At 45.8% G+C, this 15,360-nt stretch carries 19 protein-coding genes, 1 pseudogene and 1 riboswitch; of the genes and pseudogenes, 6 read left to right on the forward strand and 14 right to left on the reverse strand.

All coding sequences use genetic code 11. From position 1 onward, the window contains the following. The first annotated feature begins 89 nt into the window (after window positions 1-89). Complete coding sequence (locus MHI30_RS11535) at window positions 90-1,241, forward strand: diglucosyl diacylglycerol synthase (protein WP_003182832.1); 1,152 nt, start codon at window positions 90-92, stop codon at window positions 1,239-1,241. A gap of 49 nt (window positions 1,242-1,290) precedes the next feature. Here the strand turns inward: MHI30_RS11535 and MHI30_RS11540 are convergent, their stop codons facing one another. Further along, the gene (locus MHI30_RS11540) at window positions 1,291-1,980 is read right to left on the reverse strand and encodes an AIM24 family protein (RefSeq protein WP_009328042.1); all 690 of its coding nucleotides are present in this window, start codon (window positions 1,978-1,980) and stop codon (window positions 1,291-1,293) included. Between the two features lie 274 nt (window positions 1,981-2,254). On the opposite strand from MHI30_RS11540, the gene cspD reads away from it, so the two are divergent. After that, window positions 2,255-2,455 (forward strand): cold-shock protein CspD, encoded by a 201-nt coding sequence (cspD, locus tag MHI30_RS11545; protein WP_003153604.1) that lies wholly within the window; start codon window positions 2,255-2,257, stop codon window positions 2,453-2,455. Between the two features lie 55 nt (window positions 2,456-2,510). Here the strand turns inward: cspD and MHI30_RS11550 are convergent, their stop codons facing one another. Beyond that, on the reverse strand, window positions 2,511-2,693 hold the full coding sequence (locus tag MHI30_RS11550) for a hypothetical protein (protein WP_003182837.1): 183 nt from the start codon (window positions 2,691-2,693) through the stop codon (window positions 2,511-2,513). 158 nt (window positions 2,694-2,851) lie between these two features. On the opposite strand from MHI30_RS11550, the gene MHI30_RS11555 reads away from it, so the two are divergent. Further along, a complete protein-coding gene (locus MHI30_RS11555) occupies window positions 2,852-3,118 on the forward strand; it encodes a DUF2564 family protein (protein WP_009328020.1) in 267 nt (88 codons plus the stop codon). 83 nt (window positions 3,119-3,201) lie between these two features. On the opposite strand, the gene MHI30_RS11560 is transcribed toward MHI30_RS11555, so the two are convergent. After that, window positions 3,202-3,387, reverse strand: coding sequence for a zinc-finger domain-containing protein (locus MHI30_RS11560; protein WP_003182841.1), 186 nt, complete (start codon window positions 3,385-3,387; stop codon window positions 3,202-3,204). Then, window positions 3,380-4,061: pseudogene (locus MHI30_RS11565) on the reverse strand (ribonuclease H family protein). Before MHI30_RS11565 ends, MHI30_RS11560 begins: the two are co-directional and overlap by 8 nt. 75 nt (window positions 4,062-4,136) lie before the next feature. On the opposite strand from MHI30_RS11565, the gene MHI30_RS11570 reads away from it, so the two are divergent. Genes MHI30_RS11570 through sspL form a run of 3 tightly spaced genes read left to right on the forward strand, consistent with a single transcriptional unit; the run spans window position 4,137 to window position 5,415 of the window. Beyond that, complete coding sequence (locus MHI30_RS11570; RefSeq protein WP_003182844.1) at window positions 4,137-4,838, forward strand: queuosine precursor transporter; 702 nt, start codon at window positions 4,137-4,139, stop codon at window positions 4,836-4,838. After that, window positions 4,828-5,226: a reverse transcriptase-like protein gene (locus tag MHI30_RS11575; RefSeq protein ID WP_003182846.1), complete on the forward strand. Its 399-nt coding sequence runs from the start codon at window positions 4,828-4,830 to the stop codon at window positions 5,224-5,226. Before MHI30_RS11570 ends, MHI30_RS11575 begins: the two co-directional genes overlap by 11 nt. A 42-nt stretch (window positions 5,227-5,268) precedes the next feature. After that, window positions 5,269-5,415 carry a small, acid-soluble spore protein L gene (sspL, locus tag MHI30_RS11580; RefSeq protein ID WP_003182847.1) on the forward strand — a complete coding sequence of 49 codons (147 nt, stop codon included), beginning with the start codon at window positions 5,269-5,271 and terminating at the stop codon, window positions 5,413-5,415. Window positions 5,416-5,425: 10 nt separating this feature from the next. Here the strand turns inward: sspL and MHI30_RS11585 are convergent, their stop codons facing one another. The 10 genes from MHI30_RS11585 to xpt all read right to left on the reverse strand — a co-directional run bounded on the left by MHI30_RS11585 (window position 5,426) and on the right by xpt (window position 15,009). After that, window positions 5,426-6,316: a 5'-3' exonuclease gene (locus MHI30_RS11585; protein WP_085959521.1), complete on the reverse strand. Its 891-nt coding sequence runs from the start codon at window positions 6,314-6,316 to the stop codon at window positions 5,426-5,428. 81 nt (window positions 6,317-6,397) lie between these two features. Further along, entirely contained in the window at window positions 6,398-6,547 is a 150-nt protein-coding gene (locus MHI30_RS11590; protein ID WP_003182852.1) for a hypothetical protein, read from the reverse strand. A 79-nt stretch (window positions 6,548-6,626) separates the two neighbouring features. After that, the gene (locus MHI30_RS11595) at window positions 6,627-6,896 is read right to left on the reverse strand and encodes a YpbS family protein (protein ID WP_003182854.1); all 270 of its coding nucleotides are present in this window, start codon (window positions 6,894-6,896) and stop codon (window positions 6,627-6,629) included. Between the two features lie 74 nt (window positions 6,897-6,970). After that, window positions 6,971-10,534 carry a dynamin family protein gene (locus MHI30_RS11600; RefSeq protein ID WP_009328018.1) on the reverse strand — a complete coding sequence of 1,188 codons (3,564 nt, stop codon included), beginning with the start codon at window positions 10,532-10,534 and terminating at the stop codon, window positions 6,971-6,973. A 143-nt stretch (window positions 10,535-10,677) separates the two neighbouring features. After that, on the reverse strand, window positions 10,678-10,773 hold the full coding sequence (gene fbpC, locus MHI30_RS11605; protein WP_003182857.1) for a Fur-regulated basic protein FbpC: 96 nt from the start codon (window positions 10,771-10,773) through the stop codon (window positions 10,678-10,680). Between the two features lie 63 nt (window positions 10,774-10,836). Beyond that, window positions 10,837-11,340 (reverse strand): isoprenylcysteine carboxylmethyltransferase family protein, encoded by a 504-nt coding sequence (locus MHI30_RS11610; protein ID WP_003182859.1) that lies wholly within the window; start codon window positions 11,338-11,340, stop codon window positions 10,837-10,839. A 7-nt stretch (window positions 11,341-11,347) separates the two neighbouring features. Continuing rightward, a complete protein-coding gene (locus MHI30_RS11615) occupies window positions 11,348-12,445 on the reverse strand; it encodes a 3-oxoacyl-[acyl-carrier-protein] synthase III C-terminal domain-containing protein (RefSeq protein ID WP_003182860.1) in 1,098 nt (365 codons plus the stop codon). Window positions 12,446-12,486: 41 nt separating this feature from the next. Beyond that, the gene (locus tag MHI30_RS11620) at window positions 12,487-13,038 is read right to left on the reverse strand and encodes a GNAT family protein (protein ID WP_075754163.1); all 552 of its coding nucleotides are present in this window, start codon (window positions 13,036-13,038) and stop codon (window positions 12,487-12,489) included. A 73-nt stretch (window positions 13,039-13,111) separates the two neighbouring features. After that, complete coding sequence (locus MHI30_RS11625) at window positions 13,112-14,428, reverse strand: nucleobase:cation symporter-2 family protein (RefSeq protein WP_075754161.1); 1,317 nt, start codon at window positions 14,426-14,428, stop codon at window positions 13,112-13,114. After that, on the reverse strand, window positions 14,425-15,009 hold the full coding sequence (xpt, locus tag MHI30_RS11630; RefSeq protein WP_020451903.1) for a xanthine phosphoribosyltransferase: 585 nt from the start codon (window positions 15,007-15,009) through the stop codon (window positions 14,425-14,427). The genes MHI30_RS11625 and xpt overlap by 4 nt, the downstream gene beginning before the upstream one ends. Window positions 15,010-15,127: 118 nt before the next feature. Continuing rightward, a riboswitch (purine riboswitch) is annotated at window positions 15,128-15,227 on the reverse strand. Window positions 15,228-15,360 lie beyond the last annotated feature (133 nt).

Genomic DNA, 15,360 nt, shown 5'->3' on the forward strand with positions numbered 1-15,360 from the left:
AATATTTATGGTATGGTATGAGTGGACTTTGACTCCTGTTTTTTTACCATTTTAGCTCTTGCTGTTTGAATTAATTGAGGTGAATATGCTTGAATACCAATAAAAATATATTAATTTTGACTGCAAATTACGGAAATGGCCATGTTCAAGTAGCCAAAACGCTCTACCAAGAGTGCGAAAGGCTCGGTTTTAAGAATGTAACTGTTTCGAATTTGTATCAAGAATCAAATCCGATTGTGTCAGAGATTACGCAGTATCTCTACTTGAAAAGCTTCTCAATCGGCAAACAGTTTTATCGCCTTTTCTACTATGGAGTCGATAAAATTTACAATAAAAGGAAGTTTAATATTTATTTCAAAATGGGAAATAAACGGCTGGACCAACTGGTTAAAAAACATCAGCCAGACATTATCATCAATACGTTTCCAATGATTGTCGTGCCCGAATACAGACGGAGAATGGGAAAAGTCATTCCGACTTTTAACGTCATGACGGATTTCTGTCTTCATAAAATTTGGGTCCACGAACATATTGATAAATATTACGTAGCAACTGATTACGTGAAGGAAAAGCTGCTCGAGATCGGCACTCACCCTAGCAACGTCAAGATCACGGGCATTCCGATCCGCAGGCAGTTTGAAGAAGAAATGGACAAAGATAAAATCTACGAGAAGTATCAGCTGTCTCCCGACAAGAAGATATTGCTGATCATGGCAGGCGCCCACGGGGTTCTTAAAAACGTAAAAGAACTGTGTGAATCTCTGGTGACGAAAGAGGATGTTCAAGTCGTTGTCGTGTGCGGAAAAAATACGATGCTGAAATCTTCATTGGAAGACATTGAAGCCCTTTATCCAAACAAGCTGAGAACGCTCGGTTACATCGAAAGAATTGACGAGCTGTTCAGGGTGGCAGACTGCATGATCACAAAGCCGGGCGGAATCACCCTGACGGAGGCCACGGCAATCGGCGTTCCCGTCATCCTTTACAAGCCTGTTCCCGGACAGGAAAAGGAAAATGCCCTGTTCTTCGAAGACAGAGGGGCTGCCATCGTCGTCAACAGGCATGAGGAGATTCTTGAGTCAGTCTCTTCCCTTTTGGCTGATGAGAAAAAATTAAACGAAATGAAGAAAAACATTAAAAGCCTGCATTTATCCAATTCATCAGAAGTCATCCTGACGGACATTATCGAGCAGTCTGAAATCATCATGAACAAAAAACAGACTGTCCGGGCGCTGTCCTAAAAAACGCCCGATTCAAAAAAACACTTGCTCTGCAAGTGTTTTTTTGATGCTAAGATTCCGAGTAATAAACTTCTTCAAATGGCTGTACAACGACAAACCCATTCCCTGAAAACTTCATTTGGATGGATTCCCCGCTTCCCCTGCCGATGAACGTCTTAAAAGAAACATCTGTCACAAATTCAGGCTGAAGGCTTCCAGACCAGGCAACCGTTGCGTTTGGATCGGTATAGACGGGGCTTTCCGGGGTTACGATCAAAGTGAGCGGCTCGTAGTGGCTTGTAATGGCAGCCATTCCAGTTCCCTCAAGCTTAATGTTAAACAGTCCGCCGGCCAGCATGCCGGAAATTCTTTTCATCAGTTTAATGTCCCAATGGATCGACGGTTCAAATGCGAGCAGATCATGTCCATTTACAAATATGGAGTCATCTTTCAAGTTTAAGATGGATATCTTCTTTCCCTGATCCGCTAGATACACCTTTCCGTTTCCTTCCGCTTTCATCAGGGCAGCCCCTTCGCCGCTGAACACTTTTTTCACCATCCGTCCAATTCCGTGTTCAAATACCCCTTCTCGCTTAAATTTGACTCTTCCTCTATAGGAAACCATTGAACCGGCCTTTGCCCACACTTTTCCGTCGAGATTGACTTCCAAGAGACGGGGCGTTTCCATTTCAAACAGCCCCTCCCCTTTGTCTTCCTGCTGGGTTTTGGATACAAACTCATCAACTGAATAACGGTTCATCTCTAAACACTCCTGTTCGCATTCCTGATATTGGTTTTATTATATACGGACCGACGCTTAAAATGTTTCACCCGCTTGATGATGAATAACCATAAATTGAAAACGATTTCAAAGAAATTCCTAAAAAAAGCATTAAAGTTCATTTTTTTCTCTTGACAGCTTGACGAAGCATCCATGGATAGTGTATAGTGAAACCATCATTTAGCAGAACACCGTTAGATGATGAAAATTTTTTTTAGCACATTGTGCTACAGTACTAGGAGGATTAAGCAATATGCAAAACGGTAAAGTAAAATGGTTTAACAATGAAAAAGGCTTCGGCTTCATCGAAGTTGAAGGCGGAGACGATGTATTCGTTCATTTCACTGCAATCGAAGGTGAAGGATACAAATCTCTAGAAGAAGGACAAGAAGTTTCTTTCGAAATTGTTGAAGGTAATCGTGGACCTCAAGCATCTAACGTTGTGAAGCTTTAACAAAATCAAGACAAAATGAGACTTCAAATAAGAGGAGAGGCAATTTCTGCCTCTCCTATTTAATTTTCAGCTGAATTTCGATCGCCAGTATATTTTGCTTCAGCCTTTGCTCGATTTCCTCAATGTTCTTCTCGAGAGATGGACGCCCCTTTTTAGCGATATCAACGAGCTGTTCAAGATCTTTATATACCTCCACAAATGTCTTGTGAAGAACGGTTTGCAGTTCATTGCTTTCCACTGTTCCTCAGACTCCTTTTTTTATGATTACCTAAATTAGTAATAAAGACTTATATTTTTTAGGTTCAATAGTTATATCGGATTAATTTTACTTTATTTTTTCTATTTTACACATAAAAATGCCTTTTTAGAAAAAATACTTGTCGGAGGTGTATGATCATGAAATCAGACCATCGCGATGATCTCGAAACCGGATTTAATCAGCGCAAGCAGCTTGAAATTGCCGTAGAAACTGCTCAAAAAACGACGGGAATGGCAACGAGGCAAAAGAGCTCCACTTTGCTGAAATCGGCGTATCAATCCATTGAAGATGCCAGACAGCTGTCACAGGCTGAGGAATTAGCCGCACTGGATGAAGATTTTTTAAACGAACAGCTCAACATACTAAATGATTGCCAGCATCAGCTTGATGAATCACAGCATTAAAAAAACCGCTGAACGCGGTTTTTTAGCGTGGCCCGAAAACCCCAGATTGCATGGATTATGGCCTATAGGGGAATTTTCGGGGATCAATTTTTGTTTGTCAGCACGTCTCCATAGGTGCGGAGCTTTTCTCCGACCGTACATTTTGAAATGCAAAATGCGTGGGCATACGTTTTTCCGTATTCTTTTCTGAAGTGTTTTTTGATGAAGCACCCTTCACAGTAGGTGTCCTGCAAATGTGTCAGTTCCTTAAAGATCTCTTTCTTATCCAAAACGTTCATCTCCGTTATTCATCTAGTTTGATTGTGCTTTCCACAATGGTATGCTCAAGCATTTTTTTTGCGAGCTGGTCCGCTTCCTTATTGTCTTTACGGCTGATTTGAATATAGGTGGGCGTGAGCTTTAATTTTTGAAGCTGGCTTTCGATTCTGTCCAGCCATTTCGAATGAACGGGATCATAGCATGGCCAGCTGCCTTCAAGCTGATTCAGAACGACGAGCGAATCCCCTTTAATGACGACGGAGTTCCTGCTTGCCCCGAGGTCTCTAAGCTCTTTAACGGCTTCGTAGAGAGCCGCATATTCCGCTTCGTTATTCGTTGTCAGCCGAAAGCTCTTATTCTTTCTCAATCGATACCTTTCCCCGCCGAGGGAGTAATAAATCACAATGCCTAAACCGGCGAGCTGACTTTCTTTATCATAGCTGCCGTCAAAATACACGGTGATCTCATCCGGTTCAGCCGCAAGTTCTTCTTTCAGCTTTTCCAGTTCTTTCAGGGTCCAAAAGCTGCCCTTCTCATCTTCGAATTCAAGTTCAGTGACATACGGGCTTTGAGAAAGCTGACGCCCCGCCGCCACTGCCTCTTTCACTTCGATCCATTCATCGGCTGTAAATTGAATGGGTGAAGACCCTTTAATCTTGATTTTCATTCCTGCTCTCAGTTTCACAAAATCACCTTTATTCAAATTATGGCTTGTTATGCTATAATCAAAACAGTTTATTCAGAAAGGAAGTACCCGTTCTTGTTTAACGAAATATTATGGATTAGTTTTGCGATCATTAATTTTATCATTGTTCTCTTCTTTTTTAAACGATTTGGCAAGACCGGTTTATTTGTCTGGATCGGTTTTGCGACAGCCGCCGCCAATATCGAGGTAGTCAAAACGGTCGAGCTGTTCGGTTTGACTGCGACGCTCGGCAACATCCTGTACGGAAGCGTGTTTTTTGCGACCGACGTCATCAATGAAAGATACGGAAAGGAAGAAGCGAAAAAAGCCGTTTCAATCGGTTTTTTCATTCTGATTACCTTGACGCTCGTCATGCAGGGAGCGCTCCTATTCAAGCCGCATCCCGAAGACATCGCACAGCCTGCGCTGGAGACGATATTCGGCTTCTTGCCCCGCGTGGCCCTCGGCAGCCTGCTCGCCTATATCATCAGCCAAACGCTTGATGTTTATGTATATTCGGGAATCAGAAGGTTATTTCCTTCCGACCGGGCACTGTGGCTTCGCAACAGCGGCAGTACAGCCTTAAGCCAGCTGCTTGATACGTTGATTTTTACGAGCGTCGCGTTTATGGGCGCTTATCCGCTGGATGTATGGATTCAGATTTTTATCACGACATACGTCTTGAAATTCGTTGTAGCCGTATTCGCAGCGCCGTACGCTTATGCCGCTAAAAGGATCACCCCTTTGGATGAAAGGAGCGAAAACAATGCCGGTTGAGGTGTATATTGACGGAGCAAGCGCCGGGGATCCCGGACCGTCCGGACTTGGCATTTTTATCAAAGACGGCCAGAAGACCGAGTCCTTCTCCCTTCCCGCCGGCTCACTGAGCAACCATGAAGCAGAATTCATGGCGCTGATCGAAGGAATGAAGCTGTGCGCCGAACGAAACTACCGGATCGTTTCGTTTCGGACCGATTCGCAGATCGTCGAGCGCACGGCGGATTCGGAGTTTGTCAAAAATCAGGCTTTCAAGCCTTATCTGGATGCTATCATCCGCTTAAAAAAGGATTTTGATTTATTTTTTATCAAGTGGATTCCTTCGAAGTCAAATCAAGCGGCTGACAAGCTTGCGAAAAAAGCGATATTGCTGAACCAACCCGAGTAAATTCCATTCCCGCTGCACATCATAACGAGTGAGGTGGTTCATGTGGAAAAACAGCATTCAGCAGGAAGAGGCCGTCTGACAGGCGGTGTCACGCCCCAGGGTGATATTGTATTGAACCGGGATAACCGTCATACAGACCCAAAAACCGAGCTTGAAAACCGGGCGAAAAAAAGCAATACAAAACATTAGAGAGATCGGTTTATCCGATCTCTCTTTTTTCGAATTTCATCAGCAGCGGCTCGATTCCCCGTATTTGATGAAGTCTCAGCATCTCCTTTGCCCTGTCATGCATCAAGGTGAAGTCCGCATCGTCCAATGAGCAGGAAAGCGGTACATCGCATTTAATTTCTGCAAGAATTCTGGACATCTTCAGATCTTCTAGACATTCGGTTATTTTCGTCTGCTGGCCCTTCGTCAGCTGACCGATGTTTTCCAGCAGCCGGTCAACAGTCGAATATTCCTTGATCAGCTTGTAGGCCGTTTTTTCGCCGATGCCTTTTACACCCGGATAATTATCGCTTGTATCGCCCATCAGCGCTTTAATGTCAATCAAAGCTTTCGGTTCGATACCTGTCTCTTCACTGAATGATTCTTCTGTGTATACCTTATAATTGCCGATTCCTTTTTGAAGCAGGGCAACTTTAACATTGACTGTTAAAAGCTGAAGTAAATCTTTATCACCGGTGACGATCGTGATGTCCGCTTCTTCGCTGAACATCGCTGTCAGGGTGCCGATGCAGTCATCGGCTTCATAGCCCGCAAGGCCGATATTTAAAATCCCGAGCTCTTCCGCCGCTTCCTTCGCCATGTCAAATTGCGGAATCAATTCTAGAGGCGGCTCGCTCCGGTTCGCTTTATAGTCCTTAAATAAATCGTTTCGGTACGTTTTGCTTCCCATGTCCCAGCAGCAGATGACATGGCTCGGTTCAAACGCAGACGCAGCGGTTAACAGATGCTTTAAAAAACCGTGAACCCCGTTTGTCGGCACGCCTTTGTCATTCAGCATAAAATTACGGTGCACCGCAGTCGCAAAAAAAGACCGGAATAATAAAGCCATCCCGTCTACAAGCAGCAGCTTCTTGTTCATTATGGAAACTTCCTTTCATCATACAATGCACTTATTGTACCACAGGAGCAAAAATGATGAAAACAGCGTCTAGCGACGCTGTTTCTATTTTTGGTGCTGTTTTTTGCTTGAGATTAATTTTGCGGCTTCCATTTGCGAATAGGATTCAGTCGCAAATTCAGTGTTAAAGCCGTTCTTCTTTTTAGCGTTGTTGTTTCGCTGTGCATTCGCGTTGCCAAGCTTTGTTCTTCCCATTACACTTCACCTCCAGCGGGCGGGTCATGGTTTATGTTTTGCAAAAACACATGACGCCACACGCGGAAGGATCCACCAGCTAGGCCTGCGGATATTTTCGGCTGACGTATTCGGCAACCATTTCCTTCGAGACGAGCCGTCTTGTGGGAACGATGCCTTTTTTGGCCAATTCGTTCATCTGCACTGTAATTTGGTTGATGAGGTCGGTTGAAAATGCTTCGTTACGCCGGCACTTATCGACCACATCATCGATTGCTTTTTCCCTCTCCTGTTCGAGACGCACGAACTGCTTGATGTGCTGGTGCTGTTTTTTTGAATGTGCTGTAATCGCTTCATGAACGTTTGTCATCGTCTAATTCCCTTCTTTTTTTATTCAGTCTATCATGCCTGCCAGCCAGATATCCATACCAATATCAATCTGATTCAACATGAGCGGAGCCATTCGCCTGCCAAGGCATGCGCTTTTTCAATGTTTTCGCGCTCTGCGCTCTCCAGCGCCTCATGAAAATATGCTTCTTTTTGTTCTTCGAGTTGAGCTTTTGCGGATAGAACAGCCGCTTTCTGTAATTGACCGGCGCTCGTTTTGCAGCGGTTTAAAAATGTCTGCTTTTCACGTTGAATCCAATTGTCCGTGATCGCCGAAAGCTTTGCAGTAAACGCCTCGACAAGCCGGGCTTTGCCATTTTGCTGAAAAAACGTTTTAGGTGTTTTGAACATTTTCAGTTCATCTGTAAACTCCCCTTCATCCGCTGACGCTTCAGTCGTTTCCCAGCTTTCGGTCTCAGGCCGGTCAGCCTGGATATGAACCGAAAAATAAGGATTGCCGGCAAGCCGCTCTTTTACGGCATTTGCCCATTGTTCGCCCGCAAATTTCAGCATCAAATTTTCCATTCTGATATCAAGCGCTTTTAGTTCCTGCAAAAATTCGAATTCATACTCCTTTAAGCAGCTTTTCAAAGCGGTTTGCAGATTGGCGCGCCAATCTCCGTTCTGAAGCCCGGGGTGTATCGCAGCTTTAAATAAATCGTGTGCAAAAAAGGCCAGACGCTGCTTCATGTGGTAAAATTGCTCTTCCACATCCTTTTCCGTCATTTGAAGGATTGATGACCCCTTCTCTGCTTCTTCAATCGCAGCCAAAGCCTCTTGATAAGCTTTTGCGACGCGCTTTTGCTCCGCTTCCTTTTCTTCAGCGGAACGGTGCAGTGAACCGCGGAGCTGAAAGACGGTTTCACACAGTTTTTTGCCTTCATCAAGCAGCTCTTCGACAGCTGTTCTGGCCAAACCGTTTTCGATAAAATCGTCGAGCTCCCGCTTTAGCCTGCTGAAGTCGTTGTACGGCGAAGTTTTTTTGTTGAGCTCCTGCTTGCTCGATACATGGTACAGGTGCGGATTTTGGATGCCTTCTTTCAAGAGCTCTCCCCTTACATAGTCTTCAACCGTCTGTAATTCGACCGGGCTTTTCGCGAGGTCAGCCGCATTTAAAATAAAAAACATTTTATCCATGCTGAAAGCGTCTTTAATGAGCCCCAGCTTGCGCAAAAACGACCGGTCCGCTTTGGAAAATGAATGCTGGTAGTATGTTAAGTAAAGCAGGGCATCAGCATCTTTCATGTATTGAAACGCAAGTTCAGTATGCCGTTTATTCATGCTGCTGGCTCCCGGTGTATCGACGATTGTTATTCCTTTCTCCGTGACCGGTGTGCTCAAATAAACGGTGACTTCGCGGACGGCACAGGCCGTTTGTTCTTCAGCGACATACGGATGCAGATCGTCAGCGGAAATCGTCAGGATTTCCTGATCATTGATATATGAACCATAACGCTTATAAGCCTTGAGGAAGTTCTTGATCAGCAGCCGTTCATCATCGTGCAGTTCCTCTTTTTTCAAGAGGTTTTTAAGTTTTTCGCCAAAAGCGGAGCCTTTTGCTGAAGCCATTTTTCCATCTAAAAGCTGATCCAGTTCAGCTGTGATTTCCCCTTCCGTTTTAAAAGCGACTTCGGCTGTCCCGTCCCTTTTGGTTCCCGACGGTTTTGTTATTTTATTAATCGTTGCCGTTGTCGGCGTCGGAGATGACGGCAGCACTTTCCGCCCGCAAAGCGCATTTGCAAAAGACGATTTGCCGGAACTGAATGCGCCGAAGAGCGCCAGGGTAAACTGCCTTGTATGAAGGCGCTCCGTTTTGTGCAGGAATGCTTTTCTCTGCTTTTCTAAAGCCGGGATATCCGCCAAAATCCGGGCAAGTTCGAAAAAGTGCTCAATGGACTCAGAAACGCCCTTTTTCGGATGAAGAGCCTCGTCTTTACGGCTGCTGTTTTCCCCTTGTGCACGGACCGGTTCCGCTCGCTTCGCATCAAGCGTTTTTTCAAGGGGCTTTCTTTCGGCGGCATACCAATTCGCCGGCAGATCGCTCTGATTGCCGTGTTCCCATTGATCCCAGAGACGGTTTGCTTTTTCATATGACTTCTGCTGCTCAATCAACCGTCTTTCGCGCTCGGCGAGCTTCGCTTGTTCCGCATCATATTCAGCTTTTATCGCTTCCGCCTGCAGGACGCTTCTTTCTTTAATAAAGGTTTTGAGCTGGTCGATGAGCGGCTGCGCTTGTCTCTTCGCCTTTCTTCTGATGTTTTCAGCCAGTTCTTTCGTGTAGTTCAGCACGTATTCCGGTGTAAGCTCAGCCCCTTTTTTCCGGGAACGAAGCAGGTCGTTTTCATCTATCACGGTCCGAAATTGAAGAACTTCCCGAAGCATTTCATCATTCTGGACGTTAAAGCATTTCATGAATGCCTTGATTGCTTCAATGACATGCCAATCGATTTCGGCTTGAACCCTTTTTTGGACGTCGGCAAGAAAAGCTTCTTTTCGTTTTTGTTTTTCTTCAAGCGTTTTGGCCTTACTGAAAAGAATTCCTTTTTTAAAGCCCTTTTCGATTGATTCCAAATACGATTTGGCCAGCTCTCTCATCTCAAACGGCGTTATATTTGCGTTTTGGGCAATCGTTTGGATGTCTTTTTTGATTTGTTCCTCCGCCCGTTTTTCCTGTTCTGTCAAATCGGCAAGCTGTGATTTTAAAGTCTCGACGGTTTCTCTTAAGGAAGCGGTTTCTTCAGACAGAGCCGTATCTTCGTCACTGATCAGCATTTTGATATGTTCATGAATCAAGCTGCTGATTTTTTGCTCCGTATATGCCTGCAGCTGCTGTTCGGATTGATGCTGCAGTCTTTCCAGCTCAGCACGGAGCCGGTTGAATTCGTTGAGCGGATGATCGGCTGCGGTGACCGATGTAAAAAAGAGGTGTTCTTCACTGATCCCTTCTTTCAGCAGCATATCTAGAACTTGCTTTTTATAGGCGTGGAAGTCTGTTTCAGCTTCGTCATGGCGGTCAATCTGGTTCACGATGAAAAAAATATTGGGTATCTTATCTTTTATTGATCGAAGAAATTTCACATTTTCTTCGGAATGGACATGATTGTAGTGCACGACATAAAACAAGGCATCCGCCTGGTGAAGAATCGAAGACGCCGATAGAAAATGAGCATCGTCTGTAGAATCAATTCCAGGCGTGTCGATTAAGACGGCCTGAGGCGCTATTCCTGAAAAAGGCCCCCCGATTTCCACCATTTCAATCTGGCTGCCGTCCCTGCAGTACGCCTGCACTTTTTCTTTATCATAAGAGCCGTCCATCTGAGCGTATCTTCCATCGACCGTATGGAGTGTTGTTTTCATTTCTCCCCGGCGGACCAGCACGAGATTGGCGCTCGTCGGAATCGGACTTGTCGGCAGGACTTCTTCCTGAAGCAGCGCGTTCAAAAGCGATGATTTCCCTGCTGAATAGTGTCCGGTTAACGCGATGTACACTTCTTTTCTCAGCCATTTTCGGATGATGCCCGCAAGCTGCGCCGACCGCTTGTCATCCCCGTTTTTTGTGAGCTCCCCGAAAACCGCTCCGGCTCTTTTCATCAGATCGTCTTTCGTGTTTATTTGTGCCATGTTTCCTACCCCTTTTATGCGTTGTTGTTTGCCATCTTAGCCCTTTCTCCCATTTTACACAACCTTGCTGTATTTTTCTTCACAATCGGAAAGAAAAACGAGAAAAAGCTGCCGGTTTCGGCAGCTTCAGCACGTGTATCTATTTATTTTTGCGGATTCGCTCCTGCGATTCCTTTTAAGACATATCCAATCAATAAACTGTATGTACTGACGGCCGCCAGTAGAAAAAACATCGTCATACGCGACTCACCATCCTATAATGAGAATGTTTATCATCATTATAAATGAAATGATAATCATTTTCAATGGTGTAATTTTTCTAATGCCTGTTCTTCCGTACGAATGCGGATGTACATGACAGCAGCGTTGAGCACCGTAAATAAAAGTGCGGTGGCGTATGCCTGAAAAAGCAGGGGCAAAAGCAGAAATTCAAGAGCGACCGCCAAATAGTTCGGATGTTTAATCCATTGATAGGGCCCCTTTCGGACAAGATTCGTTCCAGGGATGACAAGGATTTTCGTGTTCCAGCATTTCCCCAGTGAAAAGAGCGCCCAATACCGGAGAACCTGCGTGAAGATGAGGCCTGTCAATACGACAAGCGCCATCGGAAGGGTTCCGCGTTGAAAAGCGGTCGTTTCCCAAATCAAAGATACGAAAAACGAAACATGCATCGCGACGATGTAAGGGTAATGACGTTTCCCGTATTCGACCGCTCCCTCTTTCAGAGCGTTTTTTTCGTTGAACTTCGCGACTGCCAGCTCAAGCAGGCGCTGGGCGGCAAAAATGCTTAAAATCGTCCAAAACATGTGTCAGTCACTCTCTTTTTGTCCATCTCAAGAGCAGCAGCTCCGATGAAAAGCCCGGTCCGAGCGCCCCTAAGAGACCGTATTTTCCCGGCACGGGGCCGCCATGCAAGCAATATTCCTTTAAAACATGCATCACAGTGGCCGATGACATATTGCCGTGCCTGGCCAAAATTTTTCGTGAACAGTCGATGTGCGCTTCGGAAAAGCCAAGGCTTTCCATATAAGCGTCGAGAACTTTTTTTCCGCCAGGGTGGGCCAGAAATACTTGAATGTTCTCCAAAGCGATATGTTCTTTATTCAGAAATGCTTCGATATCGTTCTTTAAGTGTGTTTTGATCAATGTCGGAATGTCCCTGGAAAAAACGACGCGAAAACCGTTGTCATTGATTTCCCATCCCATGACCTCTTCCGAATCTTCCAAGGTGCTGGATTGTGAGCCCAATACTTCCGGAAGAACCTCAAATCTGGCTTCTGAGAAATCCGCTTCCTTGCCGCACATTAAAAGCGCGGCGATTCCATCGCCAAATAAAGATGTGCCGATAAGATTGCTTTTCGATTGATCATCCTTTTGAAACGTTAAACTGCACAGCTCCGCCGCAATCACAAGGACATGGGCTTTTGGAAACGCTTTGCAGTATTCGAATGCCCGCGCTATACCTGAAGCCCCTCCTGCACAGCCTAGCCCCCAGATCGGGATCCGCTTCGCCCGTTTTGAAAAAGGCAGAATGTTCATAAGCTTCGCTTCAATGCTGGGAGTCGAGATGCCTGTAGAGGAAATAAAAAAAATCGCGTCAATTTTTCCGCAAGGGATTTCTTTTTTCAAAAAACGGTCGTCCGACAGACAATTCGAAACGGCTTCAGCACTGTGTCTGACAGCCATATCAATGTACGTTTGATTTTTCTCCTTGAAGCTCTTGGCCTCTTTGTACCAATCCAAAGGCATGACAAATTGCCGTGAAGCGATTTCGCCATTTTGAAAAGCTGACAGCAGACGATCAATGTCTTTAAATGAATCTTTGAACATCTCCCTCGCAAAAACGGCTGCTTCCTTCTGGTCGACATGGCAGCGCGGAATGCTTGTCCCCGCCGAAATGACATAGGCCATAACACCACCTCTGTTTACAGCTTCTCCCGAATTTGGCGGCCTTATGTGGACCCGTTGAAAAAATAGGCCATCAGCACTTCATCTTCATATTTCCCGTCCGACAAAACCTGTTCCTTTTGAACCCCTTCAACGATAAAGCCGCTTTTCTTATAGAGCGACAGCGCTGCTTCATTTTCGGAAAAAACGGTCAAGCAGAGCTTATGCAGGCGATGCAGCCTGCACCATTTCAGGGTGTAGGACATGATTTCCCTGCCGATCCCAAGACCTTGCGCTTTGCTGTGAAGCCAGGTTCTGAACAGCCCCGTGTGCCGCTTCATTTTGAGGTCGCCGCGAATGACACGGGCAATTCCGTACACCGCACCATCGATTTCAACCGCCGCATACATGTTATCCTTTTCCATCATATCGCTGATGAATGCCCGCTCTTCCTCAAGTGTGCGCGGCCGTTCTTTTTGGATGTAAACACCGGTATGAATCACATCTTTTACCGCTTCAATGATATCAGGAGCATCCGCCATTTTGACGGGACGGATGACAGCTTCACCGCCGTCTTTCGTGCTGATGCGTTCGACAAGCTCATTCACAGTTTCCATTCGTTACGCCTCCTCTTCATACCGGTAGTATGGCTAATCCGCAATGCAAAAAAACCTCACAATCTGTGAGGTTTTAAACAGCGGATTTTTCAGTTGGAACTGCTTCTGGTTGTTCAGCATGACGAGAAAACGGATGGATGTGAAAGATCGCATTCAAGAGAATGGCTGTAAAGCTTCCCGCGACAATTCCGTTCTCTGTCAAAAGCTTGACGGCATCAGGAAGGTTTTGAAACATTTGCGGTACGACCGTCACGCCGAGGCCGATTCCAACTGAACACGCTACAATCAACAAGTTCTCCTGCTTTCCGAAATCAACCCGGCTAAGCATTTTGATCCCGTAGGCGATCACCATGCCGAACATCGCGACCATAGCGCCGCCGAGCACAGGTTTAGGAATGATCGTCGTTAAAGCAGCGGCTTTCGGAAACAGCCCCAACAGAATAAGAAAAGCTCCAGCGAGCGCGATCACGCTGTTTTTCTTAACTCCTGTCAGCTGGACGAGACCGACGTTTTGCGAATAGGCCGTATAAGGGAAGGCGTTGAAAACCCCGCCCAGCAGCACGGCAATCCCTTCGGCACGGTAGCCTTTTGCCAAATCTTTTTCTGTCAGCCGGCGGTCCGTCAAATCACCCAATGCAAAGTAGACGCCTGTAGACTCGACAAGGCTGACGATCAGCACGAGAGACATCGTCAAGATCGGTGTGACCTCAAAAACGGGAGCGCCGAAGTAAAATGGATGGATCATCTGCACCCAGCCTGCGTTTGCCACTTCTGTAAAATCAACTTTCCCTATCAGAGCGGCGCCGGCTGTTCCTGCGATTAAACCGATTAAAATGGAAATTGATTTGATAAATCCTGTTGTAAAACGATATAAAAGGACGATGACCAGCAAAACGGAAAAAGCTAATGCAAGATTGGACAGCTCGCCGAAATCGCTGCTGCCTTCACCGCCGGCCATGTTGTTCATCGCAACGGGAATCAAGGTGATCCCAATCACCGTGACAACCGATCCTGTGACCACGGGAGGGAAAAACTTAACAAGCTTTCCGAAGAAAAAAGAAACGATAACGACAATCACACCGCCTGCGATGATGCTTCCATAGATCGCTGGAATACCGTATTTCGAAGCGATCGCAATCATCGGGGAAACGGCTGTGAACGTACACCCCAATACAACAGGCAAACCGATTCCGAAAAAGCGGTTTTTCCAAACTTGCAGCAGTGTCGCCACTCCGCACATCAAAATGTCGGCAGACACAAGGTATGTCAGCTCAGCCGGCGTCAAGCCGAGAGCGCCGCCGACGATCAGCGGCACGACAACGGCTCCTGCATACATGGCCAGGACGTGCTGAATGCTTAATGAAACGGTTTTACCGGCCGTAAGTTTCATGACCCAACCTCCTGTAAAAAGGTAACTTTTCCATCGGCAAGAGATGCAATACGCGCAAGGGATTCGACTCTGATTCCAAGATTGTCAAGCTCCTCCCTGCCCGTCTGGAATGATTTTTCGATGACAATTCCGATTCCGCACACCTTTGCGCCGGCCTGCTCAATGATGGAAACAAGCCCTTTCGCCGCTTGTCCATTTGCCAAAAAATCGTCGATGATCAGAACTTTGTCATCCTTTGAAAGATGGCTGGCTGATACGGCGATCGTACTTTCCGTTTTCTTTGTAAAGGAATAGACAGAAGCCGTCAACAGATTTTCCGTTAAGGTAAGCGATTGACGCTTTCTTGCAAATACTACCGGCACGCCCAGCTTCAAGCCTGCCATCACGGCAGGTGCTATCCCTGAGGATTCAATCGTCACAATCTTCGTGACGCCTTCCTCCCGGAAAAGCGAGGCAAACTCTTCGCCCACAGCAAGCATTAATTCCGGATCGATTTGATGATTTAAAAATGAATCAACTTTCAGCACTTCGTCAGACAACACCGTGCCATGCTCTGCAATTTTTCGTTTTAGCTTTTCCATTAAACCCCTCCGTTCATCAATTGCCCTTCATAAAAAAAAGCATTGTCCGCTCGGATTTTGAATGCGAGCGGGCAATGCTTAAAAAGACGAATTCCGTCTGTTTCACTAAAAGACGTTCGTTTTCTTAGCGCCCACTCATAGTCGGACATTTACGGTGTCCGGTAGAAACTTGCGTGCCATATCCACGCGATTATATGAGTGATATAATGTATCAAATTATATCAACTTTCGATCTGAATGAAAAGGGATAAAACAAAAAAAGACGAACCTGCACACATTTTTTTAGTTGAATGTTCGTATTTAACAGAAAATTCTGACCTGAAAATCCCTCCCGGGCAACGGGAGGGATTT

The organism is Bacillus sp. FSL L8-0528, assembly GCF_038593085.1.
Lineage (GTDB): Bacteria > Bacillota > Bacilli > Bacillales > Bacillaceae > Bacillus > Bacillus paralicheniformis.

Excerpts from the sequence above, each read along its gene's own strand:
- MHI30_RS11575 (WP_003182846.1), top strand. The coding sequence starts at position 4,828 with ATGCCGGTTGAGGTGTATATTGACGGAGCAAGCGCCGGGGATCCCGGA.
- MHI30_RS11625 (WP_075754161.1), bottom strand. The coding sequence starts at position 14,428 with ATGAAACTTACGGCCGGTAAAACCGTTTCATTAAGCATTCAGCACGTC.
- MHI30_RS11590 (WP_003182852.1), bottom strand. The coding sequence starts at position 6,547 with ATGGGAAGAACAAAGCTTGGCAACGCGAATGCACAGCGAAACAACAAC.
- MHI30_RS11620 (WP_075754163.1), bottom strand. The coding sequence starts at position 13,038 with ATGGAAACTGTGAATGAGCTTGTCGAACGCATCAGCACGAAAGACGGC.
- MHI30_RS11555 (WP_009328020.1), top strand. The coding sequence starts at position 2,852 with ATGAAATCAGACCATCGCGATGATCTCGAAACCGGATTTAATCAGCGC.
- MHI30_RS11595 (WP_003182854.1), bottom strand. The coding sequence starts at position 6,896 with ATGACAAACGTTCATGAAGCGATTACAGCACATTCAAAAAAACAGCAC.
- MHI30_RS11615 (WP_003182860.1), bottom strand. The coding sequence starts at position 12,445 with ATGGCCTATGTCATTTCGGCGGGGACAAGCATTCCGCGCTGCCATGTC.
- MHI30_RS11600 (WP_009328018.1), bottom strand. The coding sequence starts at position 10,534 with ATGGCACAAATAAACACGAAAGACGATCTGATGAAAAGAGCCGGAGCG.
- cspD (WP_003153604.1), top strand. The coding sequence starts at position 2,255 with ATGCAAAACGGTAAAGTAAAATGGTTTAACAATGAAAAAGGCTTCGGC.
- MHI30_RS11610 (WP_003182859.1), bottom strand. The coding sequence starts at position 11,340 with ATGTTTTGGACGATTTTAAGCATTTTTGCCGCCCAGCGCCTGCTTGAG.
- xpt (WP_020451903.1), bottom strand. The coding sequence starts at position 15,009 with ATGGAAAAGCTAAAACGAAAAATTGCAGAGCATGGCACGGTGTTGTCT.
- MHI30_RS11540 (WP_009328042.1), bottom strand. The coding sequence starts at position 1,980 with ATGAACCGTTATTCAGTTGATGAGTTTGTATCCAAAACCCAGCAGGAA.
- fbpC (WP_003182857.1), bottom strand. The coding sequence starts at position 10,773 with ATGACGATGTTTTTTCTACTGGCGGCCGTCAGTACATACAGTTTATTG.